Source organism: Streptomyces sp. NPDC004609 (genome assembly GCF_042873655.1).
In the GTDB taxonomy this organism is placed as follows: Bacteria; Actinomycetota; Actinomycetes; order Streptomycetales; family Streptomycetaceae; genus Streptomyces.
This window is the reverse complement of the sequence record NZ_JBIALS010000019.1, coordinates 31,366-44,992: the sequence shown is the minus strand read 5'-3', so window position 1 is coordinate 44,992 and position 13,627 is coordinate 31,366. Positions and strand designations below refer to the sequence as shown.

The window sequence follows — 13,627 nt, the reverse complement described above, 5'->3', positions numbered from 1 at the left end:
CAGGGCGTGGGAGTACGGGGCCGGCGTACGGGCCCGTGGGGCGGAGCCGGCCGGGGCCGTGGCCCGTGGCCGGTCCCGGTCAGAGGCGTTCGAAGGAACGGCGCAGCTCCCAGTCGGTCACTGCGGAGTCGAACGCGGCGAGTTCGACCCGGGCCATGTTCAGATAGTGCGCGACGACCTCGTCGCCGAACGCCTCCTTGGCGATGGGACTGGTCTCCCAGAGTTCGGCGGCCTCCCGCAGCGTGGTCGGGACCTGCGCGTACCCCGCCGTATAGGCGTTCCCGGTGCACTCCTCGGGCAGTTCCAGCCCCTGCTCCACACCGTGGAGTCCGGCGGCGATCAGCCCGGCGACGGCCAGATGCGGATTGACGTCCCCGCCGGGGAGCCGGTTCTCGAAACGCGTCGAGCGGCCGTGGCCGACCACGCGCAGGGCGCAGGTGCGGTTGTCGTAGCCCCACGCGACGGCGGTCGGCGCGAACGAGCCGGGCTGGAATCTCTTGTACGAGTTGACGTTGGGGGCGTAGAGGAGGGAGAAGTCGCGCAGTGCGGCCAGCTGCCCGGCGAGGAAGTGCCGCATGAGCGGGGACATCCCGCCCGGACCGTCACCGGCCATGGCCGGAGTGCCGTCCTCGCCGGTGAGCGAGAGATGGATGTGGCAGGAGTTGCCCTCGCGCTCGTTGTACTTGGCCATGAAGGTGAGCGAGACGCCTTCCTGGGCGGCGATCTCCTTGGCGCCGGTCTTGTAGATCGCGTGCTGGTCGCAGGTGACCAGTGCCTCGTCGTAGCGGAACACGATCTCGTGCTGGCCCGGGTTGCACTCGCCCTTGGCGGACTCGACGGTCAGTCCCGCCGCGGTCATCTCGTTGCGGATACGGCGCAGCAGCGGTTCGATGCGCCCGGTGCCGAGGACGGAGTAGTCGATGTTGTACTGATTGGCCGGGGTGAGCCCGCGGTAGTCGCGGTCCCAAGCCTGCTCGTACGTGTCCTTGAAGACGATGAACTCCAGCTCGGTGCCGACATGCGCCGTGAGGCCCAGCCCGGCCAGCCGCTCCAGCTGGCGGCGCAGCACCTGGCGGGGTGCGGCGACGACGGGTGCGCCGTCGCTCCAGGCGAGATCCGCGACGAGGAGGGCGGTGCCCTCGTTCCAGGGCACGCGGCGCAGGGTGGCGGGATCGGGGCGCATGGCGAAGTCGCCGTAACCGCGGTCCCAGGACGACATCTCGTAACCGTCGACGGTGTTCATGTCCGTGTCCACGGCGAGGAGGTAGTTGCAGCCCTCGGTGCCGTGCTCCAGGACCTCGTCCAGGAAGAACGCCGCGGCGAACCGCTTCCCCTGGAGCCGTCCCTGCATGTCGGGGAAGGCGAGTACCACGGTGTCGATCTCTCCGGTCGCGACGAGGGCGCGCAGCTCCTCGACCGCGAGCGGGGGTGTGCGGTCTGCCACGGAATTCCGCCTCCTTGGATCGGCCGGGAGCCATAAGGTATTACTGAAGACCATTGCCTGGGAAGAGGAAACGCGACGTGGCGAAGACGGATGACACGGTGACCGCGGCGGGCGCCGCGGGCGCGGGCGCGGACCGCCTCACTCCCGTGCTGCGTCCCGTGCGCGCGGGCAACGGATTCGAGGAGGCCCTGGAGCAGATCCTCCAGCTGCTGCGCCTGGGTCTGGTGCCCGGCGGGGAGCGGCTGCCGGCGGAGCGCGAACTCGCCGAGCGGATGGGGATCAGCCGGGTCACCCTGCGCGAGGTGCTGAAGGTCCTCACCGATCAGGGGCTGGTGGAGAGCAGGCGCGGACGGTACGGAGGAACGTTCGTGCTGAGCCGCCCCGACACCCCTGGCGAGGACGAGCTGCGCCGCCGGGTGGCCGGGGTGGACGTGGAGGACACGCTCCGGTTCCGCGAGGTACTGGAGGTGGGGGCGGCGGGCCTGTGCGCGGCCCACGGACTCACGGACGAGGAGGCGCGGCGGCTGCGGCTGGCCCTGGCGGCGACGCACGACGCGCCCCTGGGCGCGTACCGGCGCCGGGACACCCTGCTGCATCTGACGCTCGCCGAACTGTCCGGGTCGCCGAGCCTGACGGCGCAGTACGCGGGCGTACGGGCGACGCTCAACGATCTGCTGGACTGCATTCCGCTGCTGGTACGGAACCTGGAGCACTCGCAGCAGCAGCACACGGCGGTGGTGGAGGCGGTGCTGGACGGGGACGCGGAGGGGGCGAGGGCGGTGATGCGGGAGCACTGCGAGGGGACGGCGGCGTTGCTGCGGGGCTTTCTGGCGTGAGGGTTCGGCCCGGGGGCGCGCGGCGGCGGGCTGCGGTGCCCGGGCCGGACCGCGGCGCTCGGGCCGGGGCCCTTGGCGTAACCCCGGGCCGCGGATCCCCCGCCCTTGCCGGGGCTCCGCCCCGGACCCCGCGCCTCAAACGCCGGCGGGGCTGGATTTTCGGCCGCCGCCCAGTGCGGGCGACACCGCGTCAGGCACCGGCCGGCAAGCGCAGGGCGTCGGCACCTCCGCCGAATCCGCCGACGGGGCTGATTCTGTACGGCCCCCGCCCGGTGCGGGCGCGGGCGACGGGGTGTTGAGGGCGCGGGGTGGTGCACGGGGGTTGCGGATTTCCGATCCCTGCCGCAAAGGTGTCCGCACAGACCTTTGAAGCCGGGAGTGACTCATGGCCGAAGGCACCACTCGGAAGACCCCGTACACAGCCGACGCCCCCTCCGACGACGCGTATCTGAAACGCCGCATGCTGCGCAGGGGCAGCGCGGGGTGGCTGTTGCTCACCGGGCTCGGGGTGGCCTATGTCGTGTCGGGGGACTTCTCCGGATGGAACATCGGGCTGTCCAAGGGCGGTTTCGGCGGGCTCGCGATCGCCACGGTGCTGATGGGCGTGATGTACGCCTGCCTGGTGTTCGCCCTCGCCGAACTGTCGGCCATCCTGCCCACCGCGGGCGGGGGTTACGGCTTCGCCCGGCGCGCGCTCGGGACCTGGGGCGGGTTTCTGACCGGTACGGCGATCCTCATCGAGTACATCCTCGCGCCCGCCGCCATCTCGATCTTCATCGGTGACTACGTCGAATCGCTGGGGCTGTTCGGCCTGGAGTCGGGGTGGCCGGTCTATCTCGCGTGCTTCGCCGTCTTCATCGGCATCCACCTGTGGGGCGTGGGCGAGGCGCTGCGGTTCAGCCTGGTCGTGACGGCCGTCGCCGTGGCGGCGCTGCTGATCTTCTCGGTGGGCGCGTTCACGGAGTTCAGCGCGGGCAACCTCGACGACATCCCGGTCGACGGGGACGCGTTCGGATCGGGCTCCTGGCTGCCGTTCGGACTGCTGGGGATATGGGCGGCTTTCCCGTTCGGGATGTGGTTCTTCCTCGGTGTCGAGGGCGTGCCGCTGGCGGCGGAGGAGGCCAAGGACCCGGTGCGGTCCATGCCGAGGGCGCTCGCGATCTCCATGGGGATCCTGGTGCTGCTGGCCGTGCTGACGTTCTTCGCCTCAACGGGCGCCCGCGGCTCCGCCGCCCTTCAGGAGGCGGGAAACCCGCTGGTGGTCGCCCTCCAGGGGGACGGCGAGCCGACCGCGCTGAGCAGATTCGTGAACTACGCGGGGCTGGCGGGCCTGGTCGCGTCGTTCTTCTCGCTGATCTACGCGGGTTCCCGCCAGCTCTTCGCGCTCTCCCGCGCCGGATATCTGCCCCGTTTCCTCTCCCTGACCAGCCGGCGCAAATCGCCGTACCCGGGACTGCTGATCCCCGGTGCGATCGGCTTCGCGCTGGCCGCGTCCACGGGCAACGGCGCCCGGATGCTGAACATCGCGGTCTTCGGAGCGACGATCAGTTACGCCCTCATGGCGCTGTCGCACATCGTGCTGCGCCGCCGTGAGCCGCGGCTCCACCGTCCGTACCGCACCCCGGGCGGCACGCTCACCTCGACCGTGGCCTTTCTGCTCGCGCTGTCCGCGCTGGTCGCGACGTTCCTGGTGGACAAGGACGCGGCGTTCATCGCCCTGGGCGTCTATGTCGTGGCTCTGGCCTACTTCGCGTTCTACAGTCGCCATCGTCTGGTGGCGAAGGCACCGGAGGAGGAGTTCGCGGCACTCGCGGCGGCCGAGGCGGAGCTCGAACGCGACTGAGCCGCACGCCCGACCCGCGCCGCCCCACGCTCATCCCTCATCCGCACAAGCCCCCCATGCTCATCCCTCATCCGCACGACCCGCACGGCAGCCGCGCCGGGCACGACGGGCACGGCACGCACCACACGCACGACAGGCAAGGAACGGAGTCACAGTGACCACGCCCCTCATCGGTGTCACGACCTATCTCAACCAGGCCGCATGGGGGGTGTGGGAGATGCCGGCCGCCCTGCTGCCGGCGGCCTACCCGGCCCTCGTCCAGCGGGCGGGAGGACTCGTGGCGATGCTCCCCCCGGACGCCGGCGCCACGGCCGCCGAGGCGGTCGCGGCCCGGCTGGACGGCCTGGTCGTCGCGGGCGGCGCGGATGTGGAACCCGGGCGCTACGGGGCCGAGCCGCACCCCCGCACAGGCCCTCCCGCCCGCGAGCGGGACGCCTGGGAACTGGCCCTGATCCACGCGGCCCTCGCCTCGGGAACGCCGCTGCTGGGCATCTGCCGGGGCATGCAGCTCCTGAACGTCGCGCTCGGCGGCACCCTGCACCAGCATCTGGAGGGCCACATCAAGGACATCGGTGTCTTCGGCACCCACACCGTGACCCCCGTCCCGGACACCCTCTACGCGTCCATCGTGCCGGAGCCCGCCCGGGTCCCGACCTATCACCACCAGGCCGTGGACCGGCCGGCGCCCGGGCTCACGGTCTCCGCGCACGCGGACGACGGCACCGTGGAGGCGGTGGAGCTGGCGGGCGGGGGCTGGACGCTCGGGGTGCAGTGGCACCCGGAGATGGGCGAGGACACCCGGGTGATGGAGGCGCTGGTCAGGGCCGCGAGGTCCTGACCAGCCGGAGGACACCGCGCCTCGGCCCCCGGCCGGACTCTCCGGCCCGTGCCCGGCTCCCCCGTGTGACCCGGACCCGGCGCCCCTCCCCGTACGACCGCTCAGGCACCGCTGATGTCCGCGAGCCCCAGCAGTTCACGGCCCGGTCCCCGGGGTTTCTGCGAGCGGCGCCAGACCGCCCGGAGCGCGCGGCCGAGAGGGACGCCGGCCACCCGCACCGCCACGAGACGGCGGGAGGAGACCTCCTCGCGCACCGCCAGTTCGCTGAGGACGGCCGGGCCCGCCCCGCTGACCACGGAGGACTTGACCGCGGTCGTGGAGGCGAGTTCGAGCAGGGGCTCGGCCGGGCCGCCGTGACCGGCGAGCGCCGAGTCGAGTACCTGGCGCGTGCCGGAGCCGCGTTCGCGCAGGATCAGGGGGGTCGCCGCCAGTTCGGCGGGACCGAGCGGTGTCCGGCGACGGGCCCAGGGGTGACCGGGCGCGGTGACGACGACCAGCCGGTCATGGCCGATGACCGTGCCGTCCAGACCGTCCGGGACCGCGAGGCCCTCCACGAACCCCAGATCGGCCGCGCCGTCCAGCAGATGGGAGGCGACCGCTGCGGAGTTCCCGGCCAGCAGGGAGACCGCCGTGTCCGGGAGCCGCGTACGGAGCGCGATGAGCCAGCCCGGCAGCAGATACTCCGCGATGGTCATGGACGCGGCGACCCGCAGCCGGGAGTCCCGCTGCCCCCGGAGCGCCTGCGTTCCCGCGTCGAACGCCTCCGCCGCCTCGATCACCCGCCGGGCCCAGTCCGTGACCAGGGCACCCGCCTCGGTGAGCCGCGACCCGCGCGGCGAGCGGTCCACCAGTGCCACGCCGAGCTGCCGCTCCATGGAACGGACACGGCTGCTCGCGGCGGGCTGGGTGATCCCCATCTCCCGGGCGGCGCGGCCCAGGCTCCCGTGCCGGGCGACGGCGAGAAGCAGCTCCAGCGCGCCGAGATCCGGTACCCGGTGCGCGAGCGGCACCCGCCGGTCGTCCTCACTCATCAGCCCAGCTTATGAGGTCATAGCGGATTGCCCCCTGGTGTGCCCCGGGCGCCATGGCGACAGTGGTGTCATGGTCACCGCCGTGCACGCACGTCCCCGCGCCTCGGCGCCCGTCGTACGACCGGTGTCCCTGCGTCACTTCGGCCCCCAGTGGTACGCGCCCGTCATGGGCACCGCCATCGTCGCCGTCGCGGGCGCCGCGCTCCCCGCGCCGGTCCCCGGGCCCGCGCTCATCGCGGTGTGGGCGGTCTCGGCGGTGCTCCTCGTGCTGGTGACGGCCGCGCGCGCCGCACACTGGGCGCTCCACCGCGACCAGGCCCGTGACCATCTCCTCGACCCGGCGGTCGCGCCCTTCTACGGCTGTCTGTCGATGGCGCTGCTGGCCGTGGGCACGGGCACGCTCACCGTCGGCGCGCGGGTGACCGGCGGGACGGCGGCCGTGGCGATCGCGGCCGGACTCTTCGCCGCCGGGACCGTCACCGGGCTCGCGGCGGCCGTCGCCGTGCCGTATCTGATGGTCGTACGCCATCGTCCTGCGCCCGGCACCGCCTCGCCGGTGTGGCTGCTGCCGGTGGTGGCCCCGATGGTCGCCGCGTCCTCCGGTCCGCTGCTCGTGCCCCGGCTGCCGTCCGGCCAGTGGCGCGCGGCGCTGCTGCTGGGGAGCCTCGGGATGTTCGGGCTGAGCCTGCTGGCGACGCTGCTGATCCTGCCGGTGGTGTTCGCCCGGCTGGTCCACCACGGGCCGCTGCCGCTCGCGCTCACCCCCTCGCTCTTCCTGGTGCTGGGTCCGCTGGGCCAGTCGACGGCCGCGGTCGGCAACGCCGCGGACGCGGCGGGGGGCGTGGCGGCGGCCTACACGCACGGGTTCGGCGCGTTCGCCCTGCTCTACGGCGTACCGGTGATGGGCTTCGCCCTGCTGTGGCTGGCGCTGGCCGGTGCGCTGGTGGTGCGGGCCGTGCGCAGGGGGATGCCGTTCTCGATGACGTGGTGGGCGTTCACCTTCCCCGTCGGCACCTGTGTCCTCGGGGCGGCGAGCCTCGCGGACCGCACGGGCCTGACGGCGCTGGCCTGGCTCGCGGTCCTGCTGTACGGGCTGCTGGTGACGGCCTGGGCGGTGGTCGGCTTCCGTACCGTACGCGCCCTGCTCGGCGGAACGCTGCTCGCCCCACCGGCGCGGGTACCGGCGCCGGTGGAGTGAGGGTGTCCGGCCCCGGGCGCACAACGCGGCCCCCTGACCGCGCGGTCAGGGGGCGCGGTCAGCCCCCCGCCCCCGGGGGCGTCTCGATGTGCTCGGCGACCGTGACGACGAGGATGCGGGTCTCGTGGCCGCTCGCCCGCCACCGGTGCCGTACGCCACCGGACAGGAACAGGGTGTCACCGCGCCCCAGCCGGTAGGCGCGGCCCTCGGCCTCGACCTCCACCGTCCCGTCGGCGATGTACATCAGCTCGTCGTTGCGGTGCTGGAACTCGCCCTCGGTGTCGTGCTCCCCGCTGAACTCCAGGGCCTCCAGCTGGTGCCGCCCCCGGACGAGCCTGCGGGCCCTCGGCACGGCCGGGGGCCCGTCCCGGTCGGCGCGTACGACGGCGACGGTCCGGGCGGCGTCGGACGCGGCGATCAGCCGCACGGTCGTCGTCTCCAGGGCGTCGGCGACCTTTTCGAGGGAGCGCACGCTGGGGCGGGCGCGGTCGTTCTCGATCTGGCTGAGGAAGGGCACGGAGAGCCCGCTGCGCTCGGCGACCGAGGCGAGCGTGAGATCGAGTGCCCGCCGTCGCCTGCGCACGGCGGCGCCCACCCGAAGACGCTCGGTCTCCTTCGGGTCCTTGCCGTCCTTGGCGTCAGCGTCCATGCGCCGGGCTCCCCTTCCTGCGTTCTGTACAACCTTACGCAGCTTCCGGCGCGGCTTCCCCCGCGTGGAGGTCACGGGCCGGTACCTCCGGGGCAAACCCGGACGGGGTGGTTCCCGCCACCGGCGGGAACCACCCCGTTCCGCTGCGTGACAGAACCTACTGGGGGACCGGAGCCACCTGGTCCACGAACCCCGGATTCGCCGTGAGCCAGGTGCGTACCGCGTCCTGCTCCCGGCCCTTGCCGGTGCGCTGGATCTCGGCCTCCAGATCGGTGAGCTGCTTCTCGGTCATCCGGAAGTCCTTGAGCCACTTCGCGGCCTCGGGGTGATCGCCGGTGAAGCCCTTCCGGGCCAGGGTGTGCACCCCGTCGCCCTTGCCCCAGGCGCCCTTCGGATCCTTCAGCTTCGTGAGGTCGTAGCCGCTGTAGGCCCAGTGCGGTGACCAGAGCGTGACGACGACGGGCTCCTTCTTCGCGTACGCGCGCTTCAGCTCGGCGAGCATGCCGGGCGTCGAGCCGTCGACGACCTCGTACTCGCCCTCCAGGCCGTACTCGCCGAGCACCTTGTCCTTGAGCAGTCCCATCATTCCGGCGCTCGGCTCGATGCCGATGATCCGGCCCTTGAACTTCGCGGACTGCCCCTTGAGGTCGTCCAGGGAGTCGACGCCCTTGACGTACGAGGGGACCGCCAGCTCCAGCGAGGTGGGGCCGTACCAGGAGCCGAGGTCCTCCAGCCGGTCGCCGTACTTCTCCCAGTACGAGGCGTGGGTGACCGGCAGCCAGGAGTCGGTCTGGAAGTCGATCTGGCCGCCCGCCATGCCCGTGTAGAGAGCGCCGGCCTCCAGCTGTCTGGCGTCGACCTCGAAGCCGCGCTGCTCCAGGACCTCCTTCCACAGGAAGGTGGACGCGATCGCCTCGTCCCAGGGGATGTATCCCACGGTGAGCTTCTCGCCCTTGCCGACGTTCGCGGCACCCGAGGGGCCGGACGCCGGGCCGGAGGCGCCGCCGAAGATGTTCATGCCGCCCGCGACGAGCGCGAGGACGATCACGCCGACGACCGCGACCGAGGGCCGGGGGCGGTGGCTCCACAGCCCCCTGCCGCCGGCCAGCGCCCTGGCCTTGGCGATGGCGCGGCGGCCGAGCGGGGAGACCTGGCGGCCCAGCTCGCCGGTGATCCGGTCCAGGTACATCGCGAGGATCACGATGGAGACGCCCGCCTCGAAGCCGAGGCCGATGTCGACGTTGCCGATCGCGCTGTAGACCTCGCCGCCGAGTCCGCCGCCGCCGACCATGCCGGCGATGACCACCATCGACAGGCCCAGCATGATGACCTGGTTGACCCCGGCCATGATCGTGGGCAGGGCGAGGGGGAGCTGGACGCGCAGCAGGGTGTCGCGCGGGGTGGTGCCGAACGCCTCGGCGGCCTCGACGAGTTCCTTGTCGACCTGGCGGATGCCGAGTTCCGTCATCCGTACGCCCGGAGGCAGCGCGAAGACGATGCAGGCGATGATGCCGGGCACCACTCCGACGCCGAAGAAGATGATGCCGGGGATCAGATAGACCATGGCGGGCATGGTCTGCATGAAGTCCAGCACCGGCCGGGTCACCGAGCTGACCGCGGTGGAGCGCGAGGACCAGATGCCGAGCGGGACGGCCATCACCAGCGTGACGACGGTGGCCACGAGCACCAGCGACAGCGTCGACATCGCCTCGTCCCACAGGGCGACGGAGTCGATCAGAGCGAAGCCCGCGAAACCGAGGACGCCGGCGAGCAGCCCGCGCAGCCACCAGGCGAGGACGGCGAGGACGCCCGCCAGCAGCAGTGGTTCGGGCGCGGTCAGAGCGGCGTCGAGTCCGTCGTACATCCCGGTGACGAGGGAGGTGATGGCCTCGAACAGCCAGGAGAGATGGGACTGGAGCCAGTCGACGCCGCTGTCGATCCAGTCGCCGAGGGGAATCCTAGGCACCGGCCACCGCCTTGGCCGTGCCGACACCGGAGGACCCGGCGCCCGGGGACGCTGCGCCCGGGGATCCCGCGCGCGCGGCTCCCGGGTTCTCCGGTCCGGTACGTACCGGAGAGGCGGTGCCCGGGGATCCGGTGCGCGCCGCACCGGCGCTCCGCGAGCCGCCGTCCGGTGCCGTGCCGCCCACGGGCCCGGCGCCGGGCGCACCGGTGCTGTCGCCCGGTGCCTCGCCGCCCGCCGGAGCCGTACCGGCCGCCGGGGCGGCCGTGCCCGCCGGAGCCGTGGGCCGTGCCGACTCGCCCAGGACGGCGAGCAGCCGGGACCGGGTGACGACCCCGATCAGCCCGCCGTCGTCGTCGGTGACGGCCACCGCGACCCCGCTCGCCGAGCAGGGGGTGAACAGCTCGGTGACGGGGGTGCCGGCCCGGACGACGGCGGGGGTGGCCGCCAGGATGTCCTCCGGGGTCCGCAGCTCGTCGCCGCCGTCGGACCCGGTGCCGTACGCGGTCCGGGGGTCGGACATGATCGCGCCCGCGGTGAGGACCCGGGAGCGGTCCACGTCCTGGGTGAAGGACGCGACGTAGTCGTTGGCCGGGTTGACGAGGATGTCCTCGGCGGTGCCGGTCTGGACGATCCTGCCGTCCCTCATCACCGCGATCCGGTCGCCGAGGCGCATGGCCTCGTTGAGGTCGTGGGTGATGAAGACGATGGTCTTCTTCAGCGTCTTCTGGAGTTCCAGGAGCTGGTCCTGCATATCCCGGCGGATCAGCGGGTCGAGCGCGCTGAACGACTCGTCCATCAGCAGCAGATCGGCGTCGGTGGCGAGCGCGCGGGCGAGACCGACGCGCTGCTGCATCCCGCCGGACAGCTCGTCGGGCCAGGAGTCCTCCCAGCCCGCGAGGCCGGTCAGGGCGAGCGCCTCGGCGGCGCGCCGATCGCGTTCGGGGCGGTCGACGCCCTGCACTTCGAGGCCGTATCCGGCGTTCTCCAGGACGCTCCGGTGGGGGAAGAGCGCGAAGTGCTGGAAGACCATGCTGATCTTGGTGGAGCGTACGGCGCGCAGCTCGCGCGGGCTCAGGGCGGTCAGGTCCCGGCCGTCGTGCAGGACACGGCCCGAGGTGGGTGGCAGCAGCCCGTTGAGCATGCGCAGCAGGGTGGACTTGCCGGACCCGGAGAGACCCATGACGACAAAGGTCCGGCCGGGCTCGACGGTGAACGACGCGTCGATCACCGCCGCCGTGGTGCCGTCGGCGCGCAGTTCGTCGCGGTCGGCGCCGTTTTCGAGTCTGCGGACCGCATCGCCGGGTCGTCTGCCGAACACCTTGTACAGGTGCTCCACCTGGAGCCTTGACACATAAACCTCACGCGTAGCAGCGAAAACGGTCTGCCGACCCCCATCCGGCAGACCGTGGAGCACGGCGGGTTCCGCCCGCTCACCCGGGGCCTGTCCTGCGCCCCGGGTCCGCTCCGGGCTCGCGCCTGCCCCCGGGCTGTCGCGCCAAACGCAACAGTGATTCACATCACGCAACTGCGCTGGTCAGAGGTGGGGGAATCGGCCGGGTTACGGCGGGCAGAGGTCGGCGGGCCTGGTCCACGGGCCGCTGTCGGTGCCGTGGTGCATCATTCGGGATGTGACGCGACGCCTGATGCTCCTCGACACCGCTTCTCTGTACTTCCGGGCCTATTTCGGGGTCCCCGACTCGGTCCGGGCACCCGACGGCACTCCGGTGAACGCCGTGCGCGGGCTGCTCGACTTCATCACCCGGCTGGTGCAGGACCACCACCCGGACGATCTGGTCGCCTGCTGGGACAACGACTGGCGTCCGCACTGGCGGGTCGAGCTGATCCCCTCGTACAAGGCGCACCGGGTGGCCGTCGAGACCGAGCTGGGCCCCGACGAGGAGGAGACCCCGGACACCCTCTCGCCCCAGGTCCCCGTGATCGCCGACGTGCTGGACGCGCTCGGGATCGCCCGCGTCGGCGCCGACGGGTACGAGGCGGACGACGTGATCGGCACCCTCACCGCCCGCGCCACCGGCCCGGTCGACATCGTCACCGGCGACCGCGACCTCTTCCAGCTGGTGGACGACGCGCGGGGGCGGCGGGTGCTGTATCCGCTGAAGGGCGTCGGCACCCTCCAGACGACCGACGAGGCATGGCTGCGCGAGAGGTACGGCGTGGACGGCCCCGGCTATGTGGATCTGGCGCTGCTGCGCGGCGACCCCAGCGACGGCCTGCCGGGCGTGCCCGGAATCGGCGAGAAGACGGCGGCCAAGCTGATCGGCGCGTTCGGTGATCTCGCGGGGATCATGGCCGCCGTCGACGATCCCCGCTCCGGGCTGACCCCCTCGCAGCGCAAGCGGCTGGACGAGGCCCGTGACTATGTGGCGGTGGCGCCGAAGGTCGTACGGGTGGCGTCGGACGTGGGGCTTCCCTCGTTCGACCCCGCACTGCCGTCCGGGCCGCGCGATCCGGCGGCCCTCGACGAGCTGGCGGCGCGCTGGGGGCTGGGCGGCGCGCTCCGGCGGCTGCTGACCACCCTCGCCGCGTGACGGCGGCCGGGCCGGCGGACAGACGTACAGCCGGACCGTCCGTACAGCCGGGGCAGGCGGACAGCACGGCCGTCGGACCTGCGGGCGGGCCGCCCGTCCGACGGCCGGACGGAGCCTGAGACAGACGGGGGCGGACGGGGTGGGGCGGCGGCGCGGGCTTCCGGGGCTGTTGTTTCAGCGGCGAAGTGTTAACTTAGGCAAGCCTAAGAAGTACACCGATTCAGGGAGAGCGCCGTGGCAGAACAACCGGCCCGCAAGTCACCGACGCCCTTCGAGGCCCGTGTGGTCCACACCGAGCGCCTCACTCCGCATATGACACGGATCGTTCTCGGCGGCGAGGGCCTGGCCGGCTTCTCCCTCGACGGCTGTACCGATCACTATGTGAAACTCCTCTTCCCGCCCGCGGGCGTCAGCTATCCGGAGCCGTTCGACATGGACCGGATCCGGGAGGAGTTCCCGCGCGACCAGTGGCCCGCCAACCGCACGTACACCGTACGGACCTGGGACGAGGCCGCCCGTGAGCTGACGATCGACTTCGTCGTCCACGGCGACTCGGGACTCGCCGGGCCGTGGGCGGCGGGCGCGCGCGTCGGCGATCCGATGCGGGTCATCGGCCCCGGCGGGGGTTACGCGCCGAACCCGGACGCCGACTGGCATCTGCTGGTGGGCGACGAGAGCGCGCTCCCCGCGATCGCCGCCGCGCTGGAGCAGATGCCCGAGGGCGCGGTCGTCCACGCCTTCGTGGAGGTCGAGAACGCCGGGGAGGAGCAGAAGCTCGCCGCCCCGGACGGGGTCGAGGTCCGGTGGCTGCACCGCGAGGGCCGTCCCTTCGGCGAGGCGCTGGTGGCCGCCGTGACCGGGCTGGACTTCCCCGGGGGCCGGGTGTGCGCCTTCGTCCACGGCGAGGCGGGAGCCGTGAAGGAGCTGCGGCGTCATCTGCGGCTGGAGCGGCAGGTGCCGCGCGAGGACCTGTCCATCTCGGGGTACTGGCGGCTCGGCAAGGCGGACGAGGCATGGCGCGCGGTCAAGCGCGAGTGGAACGAGCAGGTGGAGCGGGAGCAGGAACAAGCGGCCTGAGGCCCGGAGCCTGCCCGGGGCTGCTCCACGGGGCCCTTGACCGGGCGCGACCACGGTTCGCCCGGCGGATCCCGCAGCGACCCGGCACCTCACCTCATCTCACCCGTACGGACGCGGTCCGGCGGGCGGCACAGACGGCCGCCCGCCGGACCGCTTCTGTATGCCTTCGTGCGTGCTCTCCCCACCGCCGGAATCA

11 protein-coding genes are annotated in these 13,627 nt (G+C 72.6%); 6 read left to right on the top strand and 5 right to left on the bottom strand.

Annotated elements, in window-relative coordinates; genetic code table 11:
• Positions 1–79: 79 nt before the first annotated feature.
• Complete coding sequence (locus tag ACFYT4_RS19820; RefSeq protein ID WP_389270215.1) at positions 80–1,444, bottom strand: glutamine synthetase family protein; 1,365 nt, start codon at positions 1,442–1,444, stop codon at positions 80–82.
• 77 nt (positions 1,445–1,521) lie between these two features.
• On the opposite strand from ACFYT4_RS19820, the gene ACFYT4_RS19815 reads away from it, so the two are divergent.
• From ACFYT4_RS19815 to ACFYT4_RS19805, 3 genes are all read left to right on the top strand, one after another.
• Entirely contained in the window at positions 1,522–2,280 is a 759-nt protein-coding gene (locus tag ACFYT4_RS19815) for a FadR/GntR family transcriptional regulator (RefSeq protein WP_389270212.1), read from the top strand.
• 385 nt (positions 2,281–2,665) lie between these two features.
• A complete protein-coding gene (eat, locus tag ACFYT4_RS19810) occupies positions 2,666–4,123 on the top strand; it encodes an ethanolamine permease (protein ID WP_389270209.1) in 1,458 nt (485 codons plus the stop codon).
• A 154-nt stretch (positions 4,124–4,277) separates the two neighbouring features.
• Positions 4,278–4,961 (top strand): gamma-glutamyl-gamma-aminobutyrate hydrolase family protein, encoded by a 684-nt coding sequence (locus ACFYT4_RS19805; protein ID WP_389270205.1) that lies wholly within the window; start codon positions 4,278–4,280, stop codon positions 4,959–4,961.
• 101 nt (positions 4,962–5,062) lie between these two features.
• Here ACFYT4_RS19805 and ACFYT4_RS19800 read toward each other — a convergent pair whose 3' ends face one another.
• Entirely contained in the window at positions 5,063–5,992 is a 930-nt protein-coding gene (locus ACFYT4_RS19800; protein WP_389270202.1) for a LysR family transcriptional regulator, read from the bottom strand.
• A gap of 70 nt (positions 5,993–6,062) precedes the next feature.
• Here ACFYT4_RS19800 and ACFYT4_RS19795 point away from each other — a divergent pair, with 70 nt between their 5' ends.
• A complete protein-coding gene (locus ACFYT4_RS19795) occupies positions 6,063–7,190 on the top strand; it encodes a TDT family transporter (RefSeq protein ID WP_389270199.1) in 1,128 nt (375 codons plus the stop codon).
• A 58-nt stretch (positions 7,191–7,248) separates the two neighbouring features.
• On the opposite strand, the gene ACFYT4_RS19790 is transcribed toward ACFYT4_RS19795, so the two are convergent.
• The 3 genes from ACFYT4_RS19790 to ACFYT4_RS19780 all read right to left on the bottom strand — a co-directional run bounded on the left by ACFYT4_RS19790 (position 7,249) and on the right by ACFYT4_RS19780 (position 11,156).
• Entirely contained in the window at positions 7,249–7,839 is a 591-nt protein-coding gene (locus ACFYT4_RS19790; RefSeq protein WP_389270197.1) for a helix-turn-helix domain-containing protein, read from the bottom strand.
• 157 nt (positions 7,840–7,996) lie between these two features.
• Complete coding sequence (locus ACFYT4_RS19785) at positions 7,997–9,805, bottom strand: ABC transporter permease/substrate binding protein (RefSeq protein WP_389270194.1); 1,809 nt, start codon at positions 9,803–9,805, stop codon at positions 7,997–7,999.
• Positions 9,798–11,156 (bottom strand): glycine betaine/L-proline ABC transporter ATP-binding protein, encoded by a 1,359-nt coding sequence (locus ACFYT4_RS19780; RefSeq protein ID WP_389270191.1) that lies wholly within the window; start codon positions 11,154–11,156, stop codon positions 9,798–9,800. The genes ACFYT4_RS19785 and ACFYT4_RS19780 overlap by 8 nt, the downstream gene beginning before the upstream one ends.
• 292 nt (positions 11,157–11,448) lie before the next feature.
• Here ACFYT4_RS19780 and ACFYT4_RS19775 point away from each other — a divergent pair, with 292 nt between their 5' ends.
• Both ACFYT4_RS19775 and ACFYT4_RS19770 read left to right on the top strand, forming a co-directional pair.
• Positions 11,449–12,354: a 5'-3' exonuclease H3TH domain-containing protein gene (locus ACFYT4_RS19775; RefSeq protein WP_389270492.1), complete on the top strand. Its 906-nt coding sequence runs from the start codon at positions 11,449–11,451 to the stop codon at positions 12,352–12,354.
• Positions 12,355–12,588: 234 nt separating this feature from the next.
• A complete protein-coding gene (locus ACFYT4_RS19770) occupies positions 12,589–13,431 on the top strand; it encodes a siderophore-interacting protein (protein ID WP_389270188.1) in 843 nt (280 codons plus the stop codon).
• Positions 13,432–13,627: the final 196 nt, after the last annotated feature.